Source organism: Pseudomonas sp. PDM05 (assembly GCF_014851685.1).
GTDB lineage: Bacteria > Pseudomonadota > Gammaproteobacteria > Pseudomonadales > Pseudomonadaceae > Aquipseudomonas.
The window spans coordinates 610,557-626,993 of the sequence record NZ_JACVAC010000001.1; the positions used below are offsets into that span (position 1 = coordinate 610,557).

Below are 16,437 nucleotides of genomic sequence, written 5' to 3' on the forward strand. Positions count from 1 at the left end.
GACTATCTTTTACCTGGCACAAGCTCAAACACATCACCAAGGCATCCACATCTATTCACACCCGCCAAAAAGCCTAATAAACCCCTGCAAACACTGGCAAATAACCAAAACACCAATAAACCCTACAGCCTTATAAAAACAAAAATCACAGCGCCCGATTGCGGCTTCAAGAAAAGCACTTGTATGATGTCTATCAACAAGACGCACAAACCCGCATAAAAATAATCAGGGGGAGTTTTGAACTGTGACCCATTCAAGCCATGCATCCGCCGCTTCAACCAGTGATCCCGTCCTCGCGCGCGCCGTGAGCAAAGTGAAGCGCCACGTGCTGCCACTGTTCGTGATTATGTTCATCCTCAACTACATCGACCGGGTCAACATCGGCTTCGTGCGCACGCACATGGAGCATGACCTGGGCATCGGCGCAGCGGCCTACGGCTTCGGCGCCGGGTTGTTCTTCATCGGCTACGCGCTCTTCGAAGTGCCCTCCAACATGCTCCTGCAAAAGGTCGGCGCACGGATCTGGCTGACCCGCATCATGTTCACCTGGGGCATCGTCGCCACGCTGATGGCGTTCATCCAGAACGAAACCCACTTCTACATCCTGCGGTTTCTGCTGGGTGTGGCCGAGGCGGGTTTCTTCCCGGGGGTGATCTACTACTTCACCCGCTGGTTGCCCGGCGTTGAGCGCGGCAAGGCCATCGCGATCTTTCTCAGTGGCTCGGCGGTTGCCTCGCTGATTTCCGGCCCCTTGTCGGGGGCGCTGTTGCAGATCGAAGGCTTCGGCCTGCACGGCTGGCAATGGATGTTCGGCATCGAAGGCCTGGCCTCGGTGGCGCTGGGGTTCTTTGTGTGGTTCTGGCTCGACTCCAAGCCTCACGACGCGAAATGGATGAACCGCGAAGAGCAGGACGCACTGGTCAACGCCATCGACCAGGAACAACGCGATCGTGAAGCGCTGAGCACGGTCAAGCCGACCATCGGCAAGCTGCTCAAGGACCGCCAGATCATGCTGTTCTGTGCGTTGTACTTCTGCATCCAGTTGACGATCTACGCCGCGACGTTCTGGCTGCCGAGCATCATCAAGAAGATGGGTGAGTTGAGTGACGTGCAGGTCGGTTTCTTCAACTCGATCCCGTGGCTGATCTCGATCATCGCCATGTACGCCTTCGCGTCGCTGTCGGGCAAGTTCAAGTTCCAGCAGGCGTGGGTTGCGGCGGCGTTGTTGATTGCGGCGGCGGGCATGTTCATGTCCACCACCGGCGGGCCGGTGTTTGCCTTCGTGGCGATCTGTTTTGCGGCGATCGGTTTCAAGTCGGCGTCGTCGCTGTTCTGGCCGATTCCCCAGGGCTACCTGGATGCGCGCATCGCTGCGGCGGTGATCGCGCTGATCAACTCCATCGGCAACCTGGGCGGCTTTGTTGCGCCGACCACGTTCGGCTTCCTGGAACAGACCACCGGGTCGATCCAGGGCGGCCTCTACGGCCTGGCCGGCACCTCGGTGCTGGCCGCGATCCTGGTGTTTTTTGCCAAGACCTCGCCCTCTGCCGCGCTGGCGGCACCGAGCGTCGTGCCCAGCGGCGCGGCCATCAGCAAACCTCTCTGAGCCTATTTAGGAACCTGCCATGAACACGCCTATCGTCAGCGATTTCCAAGTCATCCCGGTCGCCGGCCATGACAGCATGCTGCTCAACCTCAGCGGTGCCCACGGTCCGTATTTCACGCGCAACATCGTTATCCTCAAGGACAGTTCGGGCAACACCGGCGTTGGCGAAGTGCCCGGCGGCGAGCGCATCCGCGAAACCCTGGAAGACGCCCGCAGCCTGGTGATCGGCCAGCCCATCGGCCATTACCAGCGCATCCTCAACCAGATGCGCAGCACCTTCGCCTCGCGGGACTCTGCCGGGCGCGGCCTGCAAACCTTCGACCTGCGCATCACCATCCATGCCGTCACCGCGATGGAAGCCGCGTTGCTCGACTTGCTGGGGCAGTTCCTCGAAGTGCCGGTGGCCGCCCTGCTTGGCGAAGGGCAGCAGCGCGATGCGGTGAAAATGCTCGGTTATCTGTTCTACATCGGCGACCGCAACACCACCGACCTGGCCTACCGCAACGAAGCCGACGCCGATGACGACTGGTTCCGCCTGCGCCATGAGCAGGCGTTGACTGCCGAAGCCGTGGTGCGCATGGCCGAAGCCGCCAAGGCCAAATACGGCTTCAACGACTTCAAGCTCAAAGGCGGGGTATTGAGCGGCGACGCAGAAATCGAAGCCGTCACCGCCCTGGCCGAACGCTTCCCCGATGCACGCATCACCCTCGACCCGAACGGCGCATGGTCTCTGCAAGAAGCCATCCGCCTGTGCCGCGACCAACACCACGTGCTCGCCTACGCCGAAGACCCCTGCGGTGCGGAAAACGGCTATTCCGGCCGCGAAGTAATGGCCGAATTCCGCCGCGCCACCGGGCTGAAAACCGCGACCAATATGATCGCCACCGACTGGCGCGAAATGGGTCACGCGATCCAACTGCAATCAGTGGACATCCCCCTGGCCGACCCGCACTTCTGGACCATGCAAGGCTCGGTACGTGTCGCGCAGATGTGCCACGAGTGGGGCCTGACCTGGGGTTCGCACTCCAACAACCACTTCGACATTTCCCTGGCGATGTTCACCCAGGTCGCCGCCGCCGCACCGGGCGACATCACCGCCATCGACACCCACTGGATCTGGCAGGACGGCCAGCGCCTGACCCGGGAACCCCTGAAGATCGAAGGCGGCTACGTGAACGTGCCGGCCAAACCCGGCCTGGGCGTAGACATCGACATGGACGCCGTGGCCAAGGCCCATGAGCTGTACAAAGGCATGGGCCTGGGCGCACGGGATGACAGCGTGGCGATGCAGTTTTTGATTCCAGGGTGGAAGTTCAACAACAAACAGCCGTGCCTGGTGCGATGAGCTAAACACTGAGATCAAAAATGTGTGCGGGCTTGCTCGCGAATGCGGTGGATCAGTCTATCTATCGGGAGACTGACACTGCGCGTTCGCGAGCATGTCCATACAATATTCTTGAGTGCTGTACGGACGGCAATAGCATAACCGCAGGAAAATCCGAAGAAGTAGCATAGAAATTTGAAAAACCAACACCGGGACCGGTATCAGAATTGGATAAAATCAGCACCGGACCGGGCGCAGTGGCTTTAGTGATTGATCCCTCCCCGGCAAAAGCGGCTTCATTGTTAGAAACAACTAAAACAGCAAACAGCGCAAGAACCGCTCCAGCGAGATTTACGCGCTGAGGAAATACAATCAACCTTTCAAAATCTTCACCATAGAGTCAGGTGTCAACACATAAGGTTCCAATCAAGCCAACTGTAAGAATCACGCCACTACCTTTTTTTGCACGATTCAATAACCGAATAAACCCACACACTTCCTAAAATCAACAAAGACAACTCCGCCATACTTTAAATCAGGAGTTCGTCAGCAACTTCCTAGTCCCGCCTGCCCTCTACTCAAATCGCCGATTTCCAGCCATGATGCGCGCCTCACTTCAAGGACGATAACAACAGTGAAAACCACCCTTGCCGCGTTGTTCCTGGTCTGCCTCGCCACACCTGCATTCGCCGACAACAGCCCCATCGGCTTCCAGAACACCACCCTCCCCGACGCCCACGGCAACCGCCCGTTGCAGATGGTCGTGTGGTATCCCGCTAAAACCGCCAAAGCCCCAGAGCTGATCCGCGACGACGCCGTCTTTCACGGTGCCCTCGCCGTGCCCGACGCACCGCCCGCCAGCGGCAGACATCCGTTGGTGGTGATTTCCCACGGCAATGGCGGCAATTGGGGTAATCAGGTGTGGCTGGCCAGTGCGTTGGCGCATCAGGGTTATATCGTCGCGGCGGTCAACCACCCCGGCACCACCAGCAAAGATCGCAGCCCCGAGGCCGCCGCGCAGTTGTGGCAACGGCCCAAGGACCTGAGCCGCGCCATCGACGCGGTGCTCGCGCAGCCTAAGCAATTCGGCGCCGTGGAGAATCGTCGGATTGCCGTGATCGGCCATTCACTCGGCGGCTGGACCGTGCTGGAAGCCGCCGGCGCGCGCTTCGACCCCGCGCAGTTCGCCAAAGACTGCACCGCTCACCCGCAATTGGTCGCCTGCACGGCGTACCGGCAGATGAACCCCGACAACGCCAAGGTGGCCGCAGACTTGAGCGATAAACGCGTCAGCGCCGTGGTATCGCTGGACCTGGGCCTGTCACGCGGCATGACCGACGCCAGCCTGGCGGCACTGCCGGTGCCGGCATTGATACTTGCGGCGGGCGTGACGGAACCGCAACTGCCGGCCGAACTGGAATCCGCCGACCTGGCCAGGCGCCTGCCGAAAGCATCGACCCAGTATGTGCAGATCAGCGACGCCACCCACTTCAGCTTTATGGCGATCTGCAAACCCGGCGGCGAGGCGCTGATTGAAGAGAGTTCGCCCGGTGACGGCATGATTTGCCGCGATGGCGAGGGCGCGCGACCACGGGAGGTGATTCAACAGCAGGTGGTGGCCCTGATCAGCGAATTTCTCGCCCAACCTGCGGGCAAATAAGGCTGTGTCAACGTGAGAAAAGTAGTCTTGAGCACACTCTTAATTTGCGCAGCGCTGTGGGGCGCTTCCCAGTGGTGGGAAAAAGGCCTGGCGCAACCCTCCGGCTCCGCCCATATCAGCCCCAACGGCTGTTATCGGGTGCAGCAATTCAAACCTTTCTGGGTACTGCCCAGCGCCTTTCACCCCCAGGCCCATCCGGACGAAACAGCCGAGGTTCACCTGTTTGTGCGCTGGGAAAGCCCGGCGTTCTTTCGCCTGTACGATCAGCGCAACGGCCGGTTGATCAGTGAAAGTGCGATCTATGATCTGGTCAGTGATGGCGGGCCGTTGTTCTGGGGGATGGAGGGTATCGCTTCGGTGTCGGCCGGTATGATCGAGATTGGGCCGATTCGGCTGGATTGCGCGCTGTAGGGCTGGGATTTTTAGCTGGTATCATCCGCACCTTCACCCGTCGGATAAAACCCCATGAATCGCCAGAAAAAGCTCCAGCAACTGTTCAAGGCCAAAGCCAAAAAAGCCAGTGCCAAACTGGCGCCCAAGTCCAAAGACAAATACATCAGCAAAGCCGACCGCCTGAAACTCGCCGAAGAAGCCGCCGCGCCTGCGGAACAAGCGTAAACACCCGGCAGCGCCGCGCCTTGTTATAGGGGGGTGGGGTATGCAATGATCGCCCCCTTCATAGGTAGGGGGGGTATAGGCATGGGCCACGTCTCGGCAAACAAAGACAACCTGATCAAACGCGTCAAACGCATCGCCGGGCAGATCCAGGCCCTCGAGCGCGAGCTCGAAGCGGATGCCGACTGCGCCAAGACCCTGCACTTGGTGGCGGCCACCCGCGGCGCGATCAACGGGTTGATGGAAGAAATCATCGAAGACCACGCCAGGTCGCACGTGGCCGACCCTGCCCTCTCCGAAGAAGAACGCAGCAAGGGCGTCGAAGAATTGCTTGAAGCCATTCGGCGCTATTCCAAATGAGCCTCGCCAACAGCCATAGCCACGAGCATGTGTTCCTCGGTGCATCCCACGATGAAAACGCCAGGCGCACCCTGTGGGTGGTGATGCTGACGGTGGTGATGATGGTCGTGGAAATCGCCGCCGGTGCGCTCACCGGCTCCATGGCCCTGCTCGCCGACGGTTTTCACATGGCTACCCACGCGGGCGCCCTGGGCATTGCCGCCGCCGCATACGCCTTTGCCAAACGCCATGCGCACAGCCCGCGCTACAGCTTTGGCACCGGCAAGGTCGGCGACCTCGGCGGCTTTGCCTCGGCGCTGATCCTGGCACTGGTGTCGTTGGGTATCGGGGTGGAATCGGTGATGCGCTTGCTGACGCCCTCCGAGGTGCAATTTGGCACAGCTACCCTGATTGCCGTGGTGGGCCTGGTGGTGAATATCGCCAGTGCGCTGCTATTGGGTCACGGCCACAGCCATGATCACGGCCACGCACACGACCATCATCACCACGGCCACGACAACAACCTGCGATCCGCCTACGTGCACGTCATCGCCGACGCACTGACCTCCGTCCTCGCCATCGCCGCGTTGCTGGCCGGGCGCTACCTCGGTTGGGTGTGGCTGGACCCGGTGATGGGCATCGTCGGCGCCATCGTCATTGCGCGCTGGGCCTGGAGCCTGATGGGCGCGACCGCCGGCGTGCTGCTGGACCAGACCGATGAGCACGTCGCCGCCGAGATCCGCGAGTTGGTTGAGCAGCCCGGCGATGCGCGGATCACCGACCTGCACGTCTGGCGCGTGGGGCCAGACGCCCATGCGGCGATTGTCAGTGTGGTGGGCGCCGCAACGACGGATGCCGAGCGCATTCGCGAGCGCCTCAAGCCGGTGCACGAAGTGAGCCACCTCACCGTCGAGTTTCGTGCGGCGTAACCGCGACCACTGACGCCATCTATGGGTGCCCCCTTGGCTAAAGATATAGAAAACCCCTGCATCTCCATCTGCCAGCTCAGCGGCGACCTCTGCGTCAGTTGCGGGCGCAGCAAAGACGACATCCGTAAATGGAAAAGGATGAAACGGCCGGAGAAAATGGCCGCCGTGCAACGCGCCACCCTGCGTTTGAAAGCGCTGAAAAAGGCCAAGTAAGCGTACGACTAAGTACGCCCCACCGACCCCGACACCGGCAGGTTACCCAGCAGCTTGAGCCCGGTGCTTTTTACAAAGGTGTCGTAGTCCATCGGTTTCTGGATGCGGGTTTCGGCATTGGGCAGCACGTAGGCCCAGGCGCGTTTGGACGAAGCGTCATACACCAGCTTGAACAGGCGCGTCGGCACCCAGACCTGATTGGCGCCGATGGTGCTGTGGCCGGGGTCGAACAACGGGCCGGTGAACACATACACATCGCCGCCGGCGCGCACGGCGAATTTGCGCACGTCGGCCTCGACCTTGCTCCAGATCTTGCGGTTGTTGGTGGGGTCCTGCGGCACCATGTTCGACAGCGCGAACGACTGCGCCATCGCGTTAGCGTTCGGCGCGTCGGCAGCCGGGGCTTGGTGGCCACGGTCCACGGCCGGATGCTGGCTGCGGTAGTCGCTCAATTCCGCGCGCCCACCCTTGGGAATGCGCGGGTCAGCGTAGAACTGGTTGGTGCGCTCCTCGCCCTTGGCGTCTTTCAACTGTGCGGCGTTCAGGCGCTCGACCACCACCAGCGGGGTCTTGCTGGCTTGCGAATAGAGCACGGCGAAGTGGTCGGAGCACAGCGCCAGGGGCCTCATCGTGGCGGGCACAGTGGCGGTATTGATCGGTGTTGCAGCGGGAAACAAGTCTGCGCAATTGTCGAATGACGCCTGCTTTTGCTGCTTGGAGTAAAGGTCCGGCAGACTGCGCGCGTTGGCCCCGGAGGAAAGTAAAACAAGGGCGGTGAGACCAACTGCAATATTGCGTAGGTACATGCATTAAATCTTCGACAGAGAGTGAAGCGACAGGCGGCGGAAAACGCCGCCAAGTGGATGATATTACGAGGATTATTGACTATCGAATGTCAGATTAGTGCCCGACCGCTGCAGGTTTTCCCGCACCCCGAGGCCCTGGCTTGAACCCATGGCTGCGTGCACTCCAGGCCAGCGCGAATGACAGCGCAATCAACAGCAGCATCGCCCACGGGAACGACGCCACGCCCCAGGTCTCCAGCAACACCCCGCCGACGATGCCGCTGGCGGCAATTGCGCTGTTCCACGCCACCACATTCAGCGACAGCGCGACGTCCGCACCATCCCCCGCCGCATCGGCCAGGGCGGTTTGCAGCAGCGTCGCTGCACCGCCGAAGCTGAGCCCCCACACCGCGACACCGAGATAGATCACTGCGGGCAAGCTTCCTACAACACCAAACACCACGCTTACCCCTGCAAAGGTCGCCAGGCTGACCAGCACGGTTTTGCGCAACAGCGGCTCGACCAGCCTGGCCGTCAGCCAAATCCCCGCCAATGCTGCCAGCCCGAACACCAGCAGCACCCCATCCACACGCTCCGCCAACCCGGCCTGCGCCACGAAGGGCGCGATGTAGGTGTACAGAATGTTGTGCGCCAGCATCCAACTGATCACCACCGCCAGCACCGGACGCACGCCGGGCGTGGTCAGCACCTTGCCCACGGACAAACGCTGATGCGCGGCCTGAGGTGGATAGTCCGGGACTTTCACCAGCACCCACACAATCAGCCCCAACGTCAGCACCGACATCAGCCCGAATGTGGTGCGCCACCCCAGCAGCCCGCCCAGCCACGTGCCCAGAGGCACACCCAGCGACAGCGCAATCGGCGTGCCGACCATCGCCAATGCCAGCGCCCTGCCCTGTTGCCGGGGCGCGACCATGCGCCGGGCGTAACCAGCCAGCAGGCTCCAGGCCAAGCCCGCGGCGACGCCGGCGAAGAACCGCGCGACCAGGGTCACCCCGTAGTGGGATGACAGCGCGGTGATCGAGTTGAACAGCAGGAAACCGACGATGGTCAGCAACAGCACATTACGCCGACGCCAGCCACGGGTCGCGATGGTCATGGGGATGACTGCCAGCACCGAACCCAGCGCATAGGCGGTGACCATCTGCCCGGCCATTGCCGGAGAAATCGCCAAGCCTGCGCTGATAAGCGGCAGCAGGCCTGCGGGCAAGGTCTCGGTGACGATACAGATGAAACCGGTCATGGCCAGGGCGAGCAAGGCGCCGATGGGCAAGCGTTCTGAAGACGCGGACAAGCTGAGTGAGGGTGTCATGGGCAACTCCTGGGACGACTTAAATACTGATCGATACAAATGTTGCAAGCCTAGTGGGTGCGTTGTCAACGATTTATGTATCGACTAGTATTTATCTCGTTTTCTACTGGAGACCTCATATGGCACAGATGGGCCGCCCGCGTAATTTCGACCGTGACCATGCCGTGGAACAGGCCATGCACCTGTTCTGGCAATACGGCTACGACGCCACCTCCCTCGCCCAACTCAAGGCCGGCCTGGGTGGCGGTATCTCCGCGCCAAGTTTTTACGCCGCGTTCGGCTCCAAGGAGGCGTTGTTCGACGAATGCGTGCAGCGCTACCTGTCGACCTACGCCAGAGTCACCGAATGCCTGTGGGACGAAACCCTGTTGCCCCGTCAGGCCATCGAAACCGCCCTGCGTCAGTCGGCGCGCATGCAGTGCGAAGACGGGCACCCCAAGGGCTGCATGGTCGCGCTAGGCGTGATGAGTGCACCGAGCCCGGAAAATGCGCGGGTCGCCCATGCACTGACGCAATCACGCCTGCGCACGCGGGCGGGGATCGTCGCGTGTGTGGAGCGCGCGATCCGCGCCGGGCAATTGCCGCAACACACGCAGGCGCCGGTGCTGGCAACGGTGTTTGACAGCTTTTTGCAGGGGGTGTCGATCCTGGCACGGGATAACGTGCCCCATGCCGTGATCGACGCGGCGATTGATCAGCTGCTGATGGCGTGGGATGTGGCGGCGTCGGTTGTGGCGCCGCAACTCAAACAGCCGTAGCAGACCTGGAAAACCGCCGGGGAAGCGTGGAAAAACACTGCAGGCCTATCGCCACTTCTATATAGTAATGCTTCGCATTAAGCGGATTACCCAAGGAATGCGCGCCCTCTTACCGACGGCGCACGTCATCGTTCAGAAGGATCTTTATGCAAGGCTTTACTCTCTCCCCGGCGCGCCTGTTCGGTGTGCTGGCTGTGGTGGTTTGCGGGCTGTTCACGGCACAGGTGCAGGCCGATGACACCGACCACTCCCTCACTGTCGAAAAAAATACCCACGCCTATGTCGTCAATGCTGACGGCAGCTTTGTGCTCAACGTGGAAATGATCTCGCGGGTCAACGAAGAGCGCGCAATCAAGCTGCACGCCCAACGGCCACTGAGCTTCAACCGCACACTGGAAACCTTGAAAATCGTCGAGGCCTACACCCAGAAAGCCAGCGGTCGCAAAATCCGCGTACAGCCCAAACAGATCAAGGAGCAGCAAGAGCGCGCCTCAGCCGATGCGCCGATGTTCCAGGACTCCCGGGTCAAAGTGGTGATCTTCCCGGACGTGGCGGTCGGCGACCGCCTGGTCTTGCGCTACCAGTTGCAGCGCAACAAGCCGTTGTTTCCCCAGCAGTTCGAAGACATCAACATCCCGGACTTCTACCAGACCGAGCAAACCAGCTTTTCCTACGACATGCCAGCGAGCATGCCACTGTACGCCGATGTCAAAGGCTACAAGGCCTCCACGCCAGCGGCGGCACCCGGTCGCAAGATCTATCACTGGGAACAACTGCCCAGCGAAAAATTCCGAATCGAAAACGGTGCTGTCGCCTACAGCGACTACGGGCAATTCATGGCTGTATCGACGTTCGCCGACTACAAACAATTTGCCCAAGCCTACGCCGCCAGGGCACAGATCGAAGTGACGCCCGCCATCAGCAAACTGGCCAAGGAACTCACAAACAACCTCGACACCCCACGTAGCAAAGCCCTGGCGCTGAGCGACTGGGTGCGTAAGAACATTCGCTATGTCGCGGTTTACGTCGGCCCTGGCGGCGTAGTACCGCACCCGGCGCAGGCGGTACTGGACAACCGTTACGGCGACTGCAAAGACCATGTCGCCCTGCTCGAAGCCTTGCTCAAGGCCGTCGCCCTCGAAAGCTCACCCGCGCTGATCAACTTCGGCAACGCCTATACCTTGCCAACGGTGCCGACGCTGGGTCTGCTCAACCATGCGATCACCTACGTGCCGAGCCTGGACCTGTACCTGGACTCCACGGCGGCGCCGATTGGCGCCGGCTACCTGCCGATTCCGGACCTGGGCAAGCCGGTGTTGCTGACCCAGACCGGCGCACTGGAACGCACGCCGATCAGCCAACTGGGCAAAGTCGACAACACCCTGACCTTCACCGTCGCCGACAACGGCAGCGCCGACTTCAACCACGTCTCCACCGTGGAAGGCTGGGGCGCGGAGTTCAACCGCTTCGTATTCAAGTCGCTGCCGCCCGCCGACCTCAAGAAACTGACGCAGGAAATCCTCAGCATGTACGGCCAGTCCGGTAATGGTGAAGTCGTCAGCGACACCCTGGAAGGCAATGCGCCGATCTTCAAATCGACGATCACGGGCCACACCGACAACCTGGTCAACCTGCCCGGCCCGACCGGCGTGCCGACCCTCACCAGCCTCGCCGGCGGCATTTCACAGAACGTGTTTGCGTTTATGGCCGAGAAAGAGCGCACCCAGAACTTTACCTGCCTGTCTGGCGAAATTGCCGAACAGGCGCGCTTCGAATTTCCGAAGACGGTAAATATTCTGGCGGTACCCAAGGCGGTGTCTCTCAAGAGCGGCGGCTTCGATTACCAAGCCACGTACACCCAGGACGGCAACAGCGTGGTGGTGACCCGCAGTTACCAGTTCGCCCACACCGACGCGCAGTGCAGCGCACAGGACTACGTCGCGATGAAGCCGACGATTGAAGGGATGGTCAACGACCTGAAAAGCCAGGTGATTGTGCAGACCCTATAACTGCGCCTACCTACGCGATTGCCCAGCCAATCCCAAGGCAAAAAGAGGCCTGCATCTGTGCAGGCCTTTTCATCTGGCTATCAGCCACACCCCATTAGAAAAACACTCAACGGTTGCCGGTCAAACGGAACGAACTTACCGACGCGGCGATGATTTCGCTCGCCTGCGTTATGGGGGGGTCGACATTTCTTTTGGTGCAGGCCCTGACCAATATCCAATCGTCGAAGACCCTCGATAAGATCCGCTGCCTCATCAGAAGGCCGCTCTTTCAACACAGAAGAAAGCTCAACCTGCCTAAGCAACCCTAAGGTTAGGAACGGCTAGACGCCATTGAGCAAGTTGATCATAGTATTCTTCGATTCGGCCAAAGCCCCCTCTCTCATCCCTGGCTCTACAAGACAACATGTCCAGCATTGCGATTACCGATCTAATTGTGCCTTGGGACGTCGACAGCTTCTCGCGACCTGTTGTGGCCTTGAGTGCCACATGGGTAGCAAAGGACTGGGAAAATGCGAGGCATCAGCATCGCAAGGCGCAGCTGATCTACTCCTTACGCGGAATCCTCAACTGTGAAATTGACGACGGTATCTGGATCGTGCCGCCGCAGTGCGCCATCTGGATACCGGGGGACTTACCGCACGCGGCGCGGGGGGCGGGTGAAACGGAATGCTATTGCCTGTTCGTTGAGCCAGACGCCGCACCGGACCTTCCGCAAACCTGTTGCACGATTTCGGTATCGCCCTTACTACGCGAGTTGCTACTGAAGGTGGCCGGTTTTCCCGAACTGTACCCGCCGGGGGGGCGGGAAGACCGGTTGATTGCTGCCTTGCTCGATGAGCTGGTGGCGGCGCCGGTGGAAGACTTGCATCTGCCCATGCCACGCGATCCCCGATTGCGCCGCCTCGTAGAAATGATGCTGGCTACCCCCGCGGATAAAACCTCGAAGGCCGATTGGGCTACTCGAATTGGCATGAGCGAGCGAAGCATGAGTCGTCTTTTGCTGCATGAAATTGGAATGAGCTTTGGGCGCTGGCGTCGGCAATTGCATGTAATCCTTGCGCTGCAACGCTTGACCAAGGGTGAAAGCGTGCAAACGGTGGCATTAGAGCTGGGATACGAAAACGCCAGCGGTTTCGTGACCATGTTCCGCAAGGCAATGGGCAAACCTCCGGCACGATACCTCTCGGATCGCATCAGCGGCGCAGAGCTTGCTTCAGTGCCACACATCATGTTCACCAATGAAATCTCCCCCTGATGCATCAGGCGGATCTTGGCTCTGGGCCAGCTGCCGTCCTCCATCTCCTGCTGTCCTTCCTTGCGCAGTCGCTGATATTTCGCAACCTCGTGGTGATAGTGAAGACTGACTGCTCGTCGAGAGCAGAGCCTTTCTTGGACGCATGCGACTGCAGGTGTTCACGCAACGCCAGGTTTTCAACGAAAACCATCCTCACGCCAAGATGAAATCACGCTTGGCCTAAATGAATAATAATCTGGCCTGGTTTCGCCATCACACCCCTCTGTGTGTGTTGTTAAATGCAACATCTAAATACAAATGAGTATTGTTGATGTTCACCATCACAACTGTTGGGAAATCCCGTTGGCCAATTGATATGCGCGCAGAGCCCGATGGCTTTCCTCGTCCGGGAGGGTCTTACAAGGGAGTAATCCGGAGCGCGCCCCGCACCGTACTGGGCTCGGCCGTAGCAGCGGCCGTTCTGATCAGCGCGCAAGGCGCATTCGCCGCCGAGCCAGGGCAGATCCAAACCACGGCGGGAGGCAAGTCTCAGGAGGAAATAGCCTTGCCGGCCATCACCGTGACGGGCCCAATGGATACGGCGACCACTGAAGGTACTGGCTCCTACACCACGGGCCAGACGACGGCGGCGACGCACCTGCCGCTTTCGTTGCGGGAAACACCGCAGTCGGTGACGGTGATCACCCGCCAGCGCATGGACGACCAGCAATTGAATTCGGTGCAGGGCGTACTGGAGAACGCCACAGGCGTCTCTTCATACCAATCCGACAGCGAACGGACGAGTTTCTACTCGCGTGGTTTCTTGATCAACAACGTTCAGTACGACGGCATACCCACCGTCGTCGGCAACATCGTTAATGGGAGCGGTATCGGTTCTCTCGATACTGCGTTCTATGATCGTGTCGAGGTAGTGCGCGGCGGCTCCGGCCTGCTGACCGGCACCGGCAATCCTTCGGCCGCCATCAATCTGGTGCGCAAACGGCCGACCCGCGAATTCTCGGCGTCCGCCTCGCTCGGTGCGGGGAGCTGGGATACCCACCGGGAAATGGCCGACGTATCGACTCCGTTGACCGAGGATGGCCGTGTCCGCGCCCGCATAGTCGGGACGTCCCAGGAAGGAAACTCGTACATCGATGGGTACAAGCCGCAAAGGAAGGCGTTCTACGGCATCATCGAGGCAGATCTGACGCCGGACACGACGGTGAGCCTGGGTTATGACTACCAGGACATCACGCCGAAGGGCTCCACTTGGGGAGGTTTGCCGCTCTGGTTCAGCGACGGCACGCAGGCGGAGTATTCACGCTCCAAAAACTACGCTCAGAACTGGAGCCATTGGGACAACACCCTTAAAACGGCGTTTGCCGAGATCGAGCACCGCTTCGACAACGGTTGGAACCTCCGGGCCGTCGCTAACCAGTACCGCACCGAATACGATGCCCAACTACTCGGCCTGGTCGGTCGCCCGGATCGCGCCACGGGGCTGGGTTCCTTTCCCAACGGAGCTTATCCGGTGGCACTGGCGTCCGAAGGTCGCAGCCGTCAAAACACCTTCGACGTGATGGCGAGCGGCCCCTTCGAACTGCTTGGCCGCCAGCATGACCTGGTGGTGGGGGCGACGAGTTCGCGCCGCACCGCCAGCCAGCAAGATATCGCTCCGTTCTATGCAGGCCTTACCCCGGTCAATGTCTATGAACTGAGCCCAGCCTTTCCTCGCCCCAACTTCGATGCCATAGCTTCGATCCCGACCCGTACCCTGATCAAACAGAGCGGCGTCTATAGCGCAGCCCGGTTCTCGCTGGCCGAGCCTCTGAAACTCATTGTCGGCGGCCGCTTCAGCAACTATGAAATCGACGACGCCGTGGGCGGCTCGTCGCTGCACTACAAAAAGAGCAGTGAATTCACGCCGTATGCTGGCTTGATCTACGACATCGACAAGACCTATTCGGCCTACGTGAGCTACACGGGCATATTCAATCCGCAAACCGACTATCGCGACAGCAAGGGCAATGTGCTCACGCCGTCGAAGGGAAAAACCAAGGAGATCGGACTCAAAGGCGCTTATCTGGACGGGCGTCTGAATGCGTCGATGGCCGTGTTCGAGACCAAACTGGACAACGCTGCACAGATGGTCGCAGGAACCTATACCCCAGGTGGTGCCCAAGCCTATGTAGGCGCGGATGGCACGAAGTCGCGCGGGGTCGAGCTGGACTTGCAGGGCGAATTGGCGCGTGGCTGGAACATCTATTCAGGTATCGCCCATTTCACGGCGCAAGATGGCGATGGCGTGCGCTTGAACTCCCAAATACCGCGCACTACAGCCCAGCTTTTCACCACCTACCAACTACCTGGAGAGTGGCGCAAGTTGACCCTGGGTGCAGGCGTCAAATGGCAAAGCCGCTTCTACCAGGCGCCTAAAACCGGCACCAGTTCGTTGGGCGGGGAACAAGGTTCTTATGCGCTGGTATCACTGTTGGGGCGCTACGCCATCACGAAGAAGATCACCGCGGCAGTCAACGTCAACAACGTGCTCGACAAGAAGTATGCGTTGCAGAAGGGCGATTTTGACACCGTAGGTTATGGCGCGCCACGCAACCTGATGGTGACCCTGGACTACAGGTATTGATTCTCCCGCAGGCAAACACTTCACCCGTTAGAAATCCCAACACATACAACAGCCCACTAATTGTCGAGAAAGCTCCTATGCCCCTTCAGCCTACCCTTCACCCCGCCCAAGACACAGCCGTGAATACCCCAAACAACGTAGCCTTGTTCTGGTTGACGACAGCCGCTGGTGCCGTACTTTTTGTCAGCTTCCAGTTATTTTTCTATGTAAATGACTTTGTGAGAGCACACGCAGCGACACCGGCTATTACGTTTGAACCCGATGTACTGTGGATGTTTTCCGCCTTCTATGGTTCTTGGATCGTCACGGTGCTTATCGCACTGATGGGAACCCGCAAGGCTCAGTGGGTTGCCCTGGTTCTCGGCAGCTTACTTGTCGCGCTGAATACCCTCGGGGGAATCTCCGACGGATTGCGCGACGGTTGGCACGTTGCTTTTTCGGCCGTGTTCTTCATTACGCTGCCAGGCGTATTCGCAATCGCAGCCACTTGGCGTTGCATCAAAAGCAAAGGAGTCGACCATGTCGGTCAATAGTTCTGACTTCCCTTTTGTCTGGATGAAACTTACGCAAGAGCCCGGGCACGATCACCAAAAGGACTTCGCCGAATTCGAGGCCAACTTGCAGCGTGGGGAGCCGTTCGTGCTCCTGACTGATAAAGCACCTGCCGAAGACCATGAGCACTCGCCGGAAGAAAAGAAACGCACCGCACTCTGGATGAAAAAGCACAAAATTGAATTGCGAAAGTGGGTTCTGGCAATGATTCTGGTCGAACCCAACTCGGCAAAACGTCTTGGTTTCAGGGCATTCGCGGCCGTTTTTGCCAAGTTCTGGGGCTACCCTCTGCTTCTAGCTGCTTCACGTCAACAGGCAATGGAGATGGCAAGAGAACTGCTTGCAAAGGATAGAAAGTCATCTCATTGATGGCCCATCCTGGCATCCGCTTGCTCACGCTGTGCGCTTCGATCACCCGGCCAAATCCAAGGCAAAA

16 protein-coding genes are annotated in these 16,437 nt (G+C 59.8%); 14 read left to right on the forward strand and 2 right to left on the reverse strand.

Annotated features, from left to right (window positions below; genetic code table 11):
- The first annotated feature begins 244 nt into the window (after window positions 1-244).
- The 8 genes from IB241_RS02935 to IB241_RS02970 all read left to right on the forward strand — a co-directional run bounded on the left by IB241_RS02935 (window position 245) and on the right by IB241_RS02970 (window position 6,686).
- Window positions 245-1,606: an MFS transporter gene (locus IB241_RS02935; RefSeq protein ID WP_192296877.1), complete on the forward strand. Its 1,362-nt coding sequence runs from the start codon at window positions 245-247 to the stop codon at window positions 1,604-1,606.
- A 19-nt stretch (window positions 1,607-1,625) separates the two neighbouring features.
- Window positions 1,626-2,951 (forward strand): glucarate dehydratase, encoded by a 1,326-nt coding sequence (gene gudD, locus IB241_RS02940; RefSeq protein ID WP_192296878.1) that lies wholly within the window; start codon window positions 1,626-1,628, stop codon window positions 2,949-2,951.
- Between the two features lie 613 nt (window positions 2,952-3,564).
- On the forward strand, window positions 3,565-4,590 hold the full coding sequence (locus IB241_RS02945; protein ID WP_192296879.1) for an alpha/beta hydrolase family protein: 1,026 nt from the start codon (window positions 3,565-3,567) through the stop codon (window positions 4,588-4,590).
- Between the two features lie 27 nt (window positions 4,591-4,617).
- The gene (locus tag IB241_RS02950) at window positions 4,618-5,001 is read left to right on the forward strand and encodes a hypothetical protein (RefSeq protein ID WP_225595210.1); all 384 of its coding nucleotides are present in this window, start codon (window positions 4,618-4,620) and stop codon (window positions 4,999-5,001) included.
- A 54-nt stretch (window positions 5,002-5,055) separates the two neighbouring features.
- A complete protein-coding gene (locus IB241_RS02955; protein ID WP_192296881.1) occupies window positions 5,056-5,208 on the forward strand; it encodes a DUF2986 domain-containing protein in 153 nt (50 codons plus the stop codon).
- Between the two features lie 81 nt (window positions 5,209-5,289).
- Complete coding sequence (locus IB241_RS02960) at window positions 5,290-5,565, forward strand: metal/formaldehyde-sensitive transcriptional repressor (RefSeq protein WP_192296882.1); 276 nt, start codon at window positions 5,290-5,292, stop codon at window positions 5,563-5,565.
- The gene (dmeF, locus tag IB241_RS02965) at window positions 5,562-6,473 is read left to right on the forward strand and encodes a CDF family Co(II)/Ni(II) efflux transporter DmeF (RefSeq protein ID WP_192296883.1); all 912 of its coding nucleotides are present in this window, start codon (window positions 5,562-5,564) and stop codon (window positions 6,471-6,473) included. The genes IB241_RS02960 and dmeF overlap by 4 nt, the downstream gene beginning before the upstream one ends.
- Window positions 6,474-6,506: 33 nt before the next feature.
- Window positions 6,507-6,686: a DUF1289 domain-containing protein gene (locus IB241_RS02970; RefSeq protein ID WP_192296884.1), complete on the forward strand. Its 180-nt coding sequence runs from the start codon at window positions 6,507-6,509 to the stop codon at window positions 6,684-6,686.
- 8 nt (window positions 6,687-6,694) lie between these two features.
- Here IB241_RS02970 and IB241_RS02975 read toward each other — a convergent pair whose 3' ends face one another.
- Both IB241_RS02975 and IB241_RS02980 read right to left on the reverse strand, forming a co-directional pair.
- Window positions 6,695-7,492 carry a DNA/RNA non-specific endonuclease gene (locus tag IB241_RS02975; protein WP_192296885.1) on the reverse strand — a complete coding sequence of 266 codons (798 nt, stop codon included), beginning with the start codon at window positions 7,490-7,492 and terminating at the stop codon, window positions 6,695-6,697.
- A 94-nt stretch (window positions 7,493-7,586) separates the two neighbouring features.
- Window positions 7,587-8,804, reverse strand: coding sequence for an MFS transporter (locus IB241_RS02980; protein ID WP_192296886.1), 1,218 nt, complete (start codon window positions 8,802-8,804; stop codon window positions 7,587-7,589).
- 119 nt (window positions 8,805-8,923) lie between these two features.
- On the opposite strand from IB241_RS02980, the gene IB241_RS02985 reads away from it, so the two are divergent.
- The 6 genes from IB241_RS02985 to IB241_RS03010 all read left to right on the forward strand — a co-directional run bounded on the left by IB241_RS02985 (window position 8,924) and on the right by IB241_RS03010 (window position 16,370).
- On the forward strand, window positions 8,924-9,562 hold the full coding sequence (locus tag IB241_RS02985) for a TetR/AcrR family transcriptional regulator (RefSeq protein ID WP_192296887.1): 639 nt from the start codon (window positions 8,924-8,926) through the stop codon (window positions 9,560-9,562).
- Window positions 9,563-9,708: 146 nt separating this feature from the next.
- On the forward strand, window positions 9,709-11,571 hold the full coding sequence (locus tag IB241_RS02990; RefSeq protein WP_192296888.1) for a DUF3857 domain-containing transglutaminase family protein: 1,863 nt from the start codon (window positions 9,709-9,711) through the stop codon (window positions 11,569-11,571).
- 403 nt (window positions 11,572-11,974) lie between these two features.
- Window positions 11,975-12,826, forward strand: coding sequence for an AraC family transcriptional regulator (locus tag IB241_RS02995; protein ID WP_192296889.1), 852 nt, complete (start codon window positions 11,975-11,977; stop codon window positions 12,824-12,826).
- 310 nt (window positions 12,827-13,136) lie between these two features.
- Entirely contained in the window at window positions 13,137-15,449 is a 2,313-nt protein-coding gene (locus IB241_RS03000) for a TonB-dependent siderophore receptor (RefSeq protein ID WP_225595211.1), read from the forward strand.
- A gap of 119 nt (window positions 15,450-15,568) precedes the next feature.
- On the forward strand, window positions 15,569-15,982 hold the full coding sequence (locus IB241_RS03005) for a hypothetical protein (RefSeq protein WP_318652579.1): 414 nt from the start codon (window positions 15,569-15,571) through the stop codon (window positions 15,980-15,982).
- On the forward strand, window positions 15,969-16,370 hold the full coding sequence (locus IB241_RS03010) for a hypothetical protein (protein ID WP_192296891.1): 402 nt from the start codon (window positions 15,969-15,971) through the stop codon (window positions 16,368-16,370). Before IB241_RS03005 ends, IB241_RS03010 begins: the two co-directional genes overlap by 14 nt.
- Window positions 16,371-16,437 lie beyond the last annotated feature (67 nt).

Excerpts from the sequence above, each read along its gene's own strand:
- IB241_RS02990 (WP_192296888.1), top strand. The coding sequence starts at position 9,709 with ATGCAAGGCTTTACTCTCTCCCCGGCGCGCCTGTTCGGTGTGCTGGCT.
- IB241_RS02975 (WP_192296885.1), bottom strand. The coding sequence starts at position 7,492 with ATGTACCTACGCAATATTGCAGTTGGTCTCACCGCCCTTGTTTTACTT.
- IB241_RS02995 (WP_192296889.1), top strand. The coding sequence starts at position 11,975 with ATGTCCAGCATTGCGATTACCGATCTAATTGTGCCTTGGGACGTCGAC.
- IB241_RS03000 (WP_225595211.1), top strand. The coding sequence starts at position 13,137 with ATGTTCACCATCACAACTGTTGGGAAATCCCGTTGGCCAATTGATATG.
- dmeF (WP_192296883.1), top strand. The coding sequence starts at position 5,562 with ATGAGCCTCGCCAACAGCCATAGCCACGAGCATGTGTTCCTCGGTGCA.
- IB241_RS02960 (WP_192296882.1), top strand. The coding sequence starts at position 5,290 with ATGGGCCACGTCTCGGCAAACAAAGACAACCTGATCAAACGCGTCAAA.
- gudD (WP_192296878.1), top strand. The coding sequence starts at position 1,626 with ATGAACACGCCTATCGTCAGCGATTTCCAAGTCATCCCGGTCGCCGGC.
- IB241_RS02980 (WP_192296886.1), bottom strand. The coding sequence starts at position 8,804 with ATGACACCCTCACTCAGCTTGTCCGCGTCTTCAGAACGCTTGCCCATC.
- IB241_RS03010 (WP_192296891.1), top strand. The coding sequence starts at position 15,969 with ATGTCGGTCAATAGTTCTGACTTCCCTTTTGTCTGGATGAAACTTACG.
- IB241_RS02955 (WP_192296881.1), top strand. The coding sequence starts at position 5,056 with ATGAATCGCCAGAAAAAGCTCCAGCAACTGTTCAAGGCCAAAGCCAAA.
- IB241_RS02985 (WP_192296887.1), top strand. The coding sequence starts at position 8,924 with ATGGCACAGATGGGCCGCCCGCGTAATTTCGACCGTGACCATGCCGTG.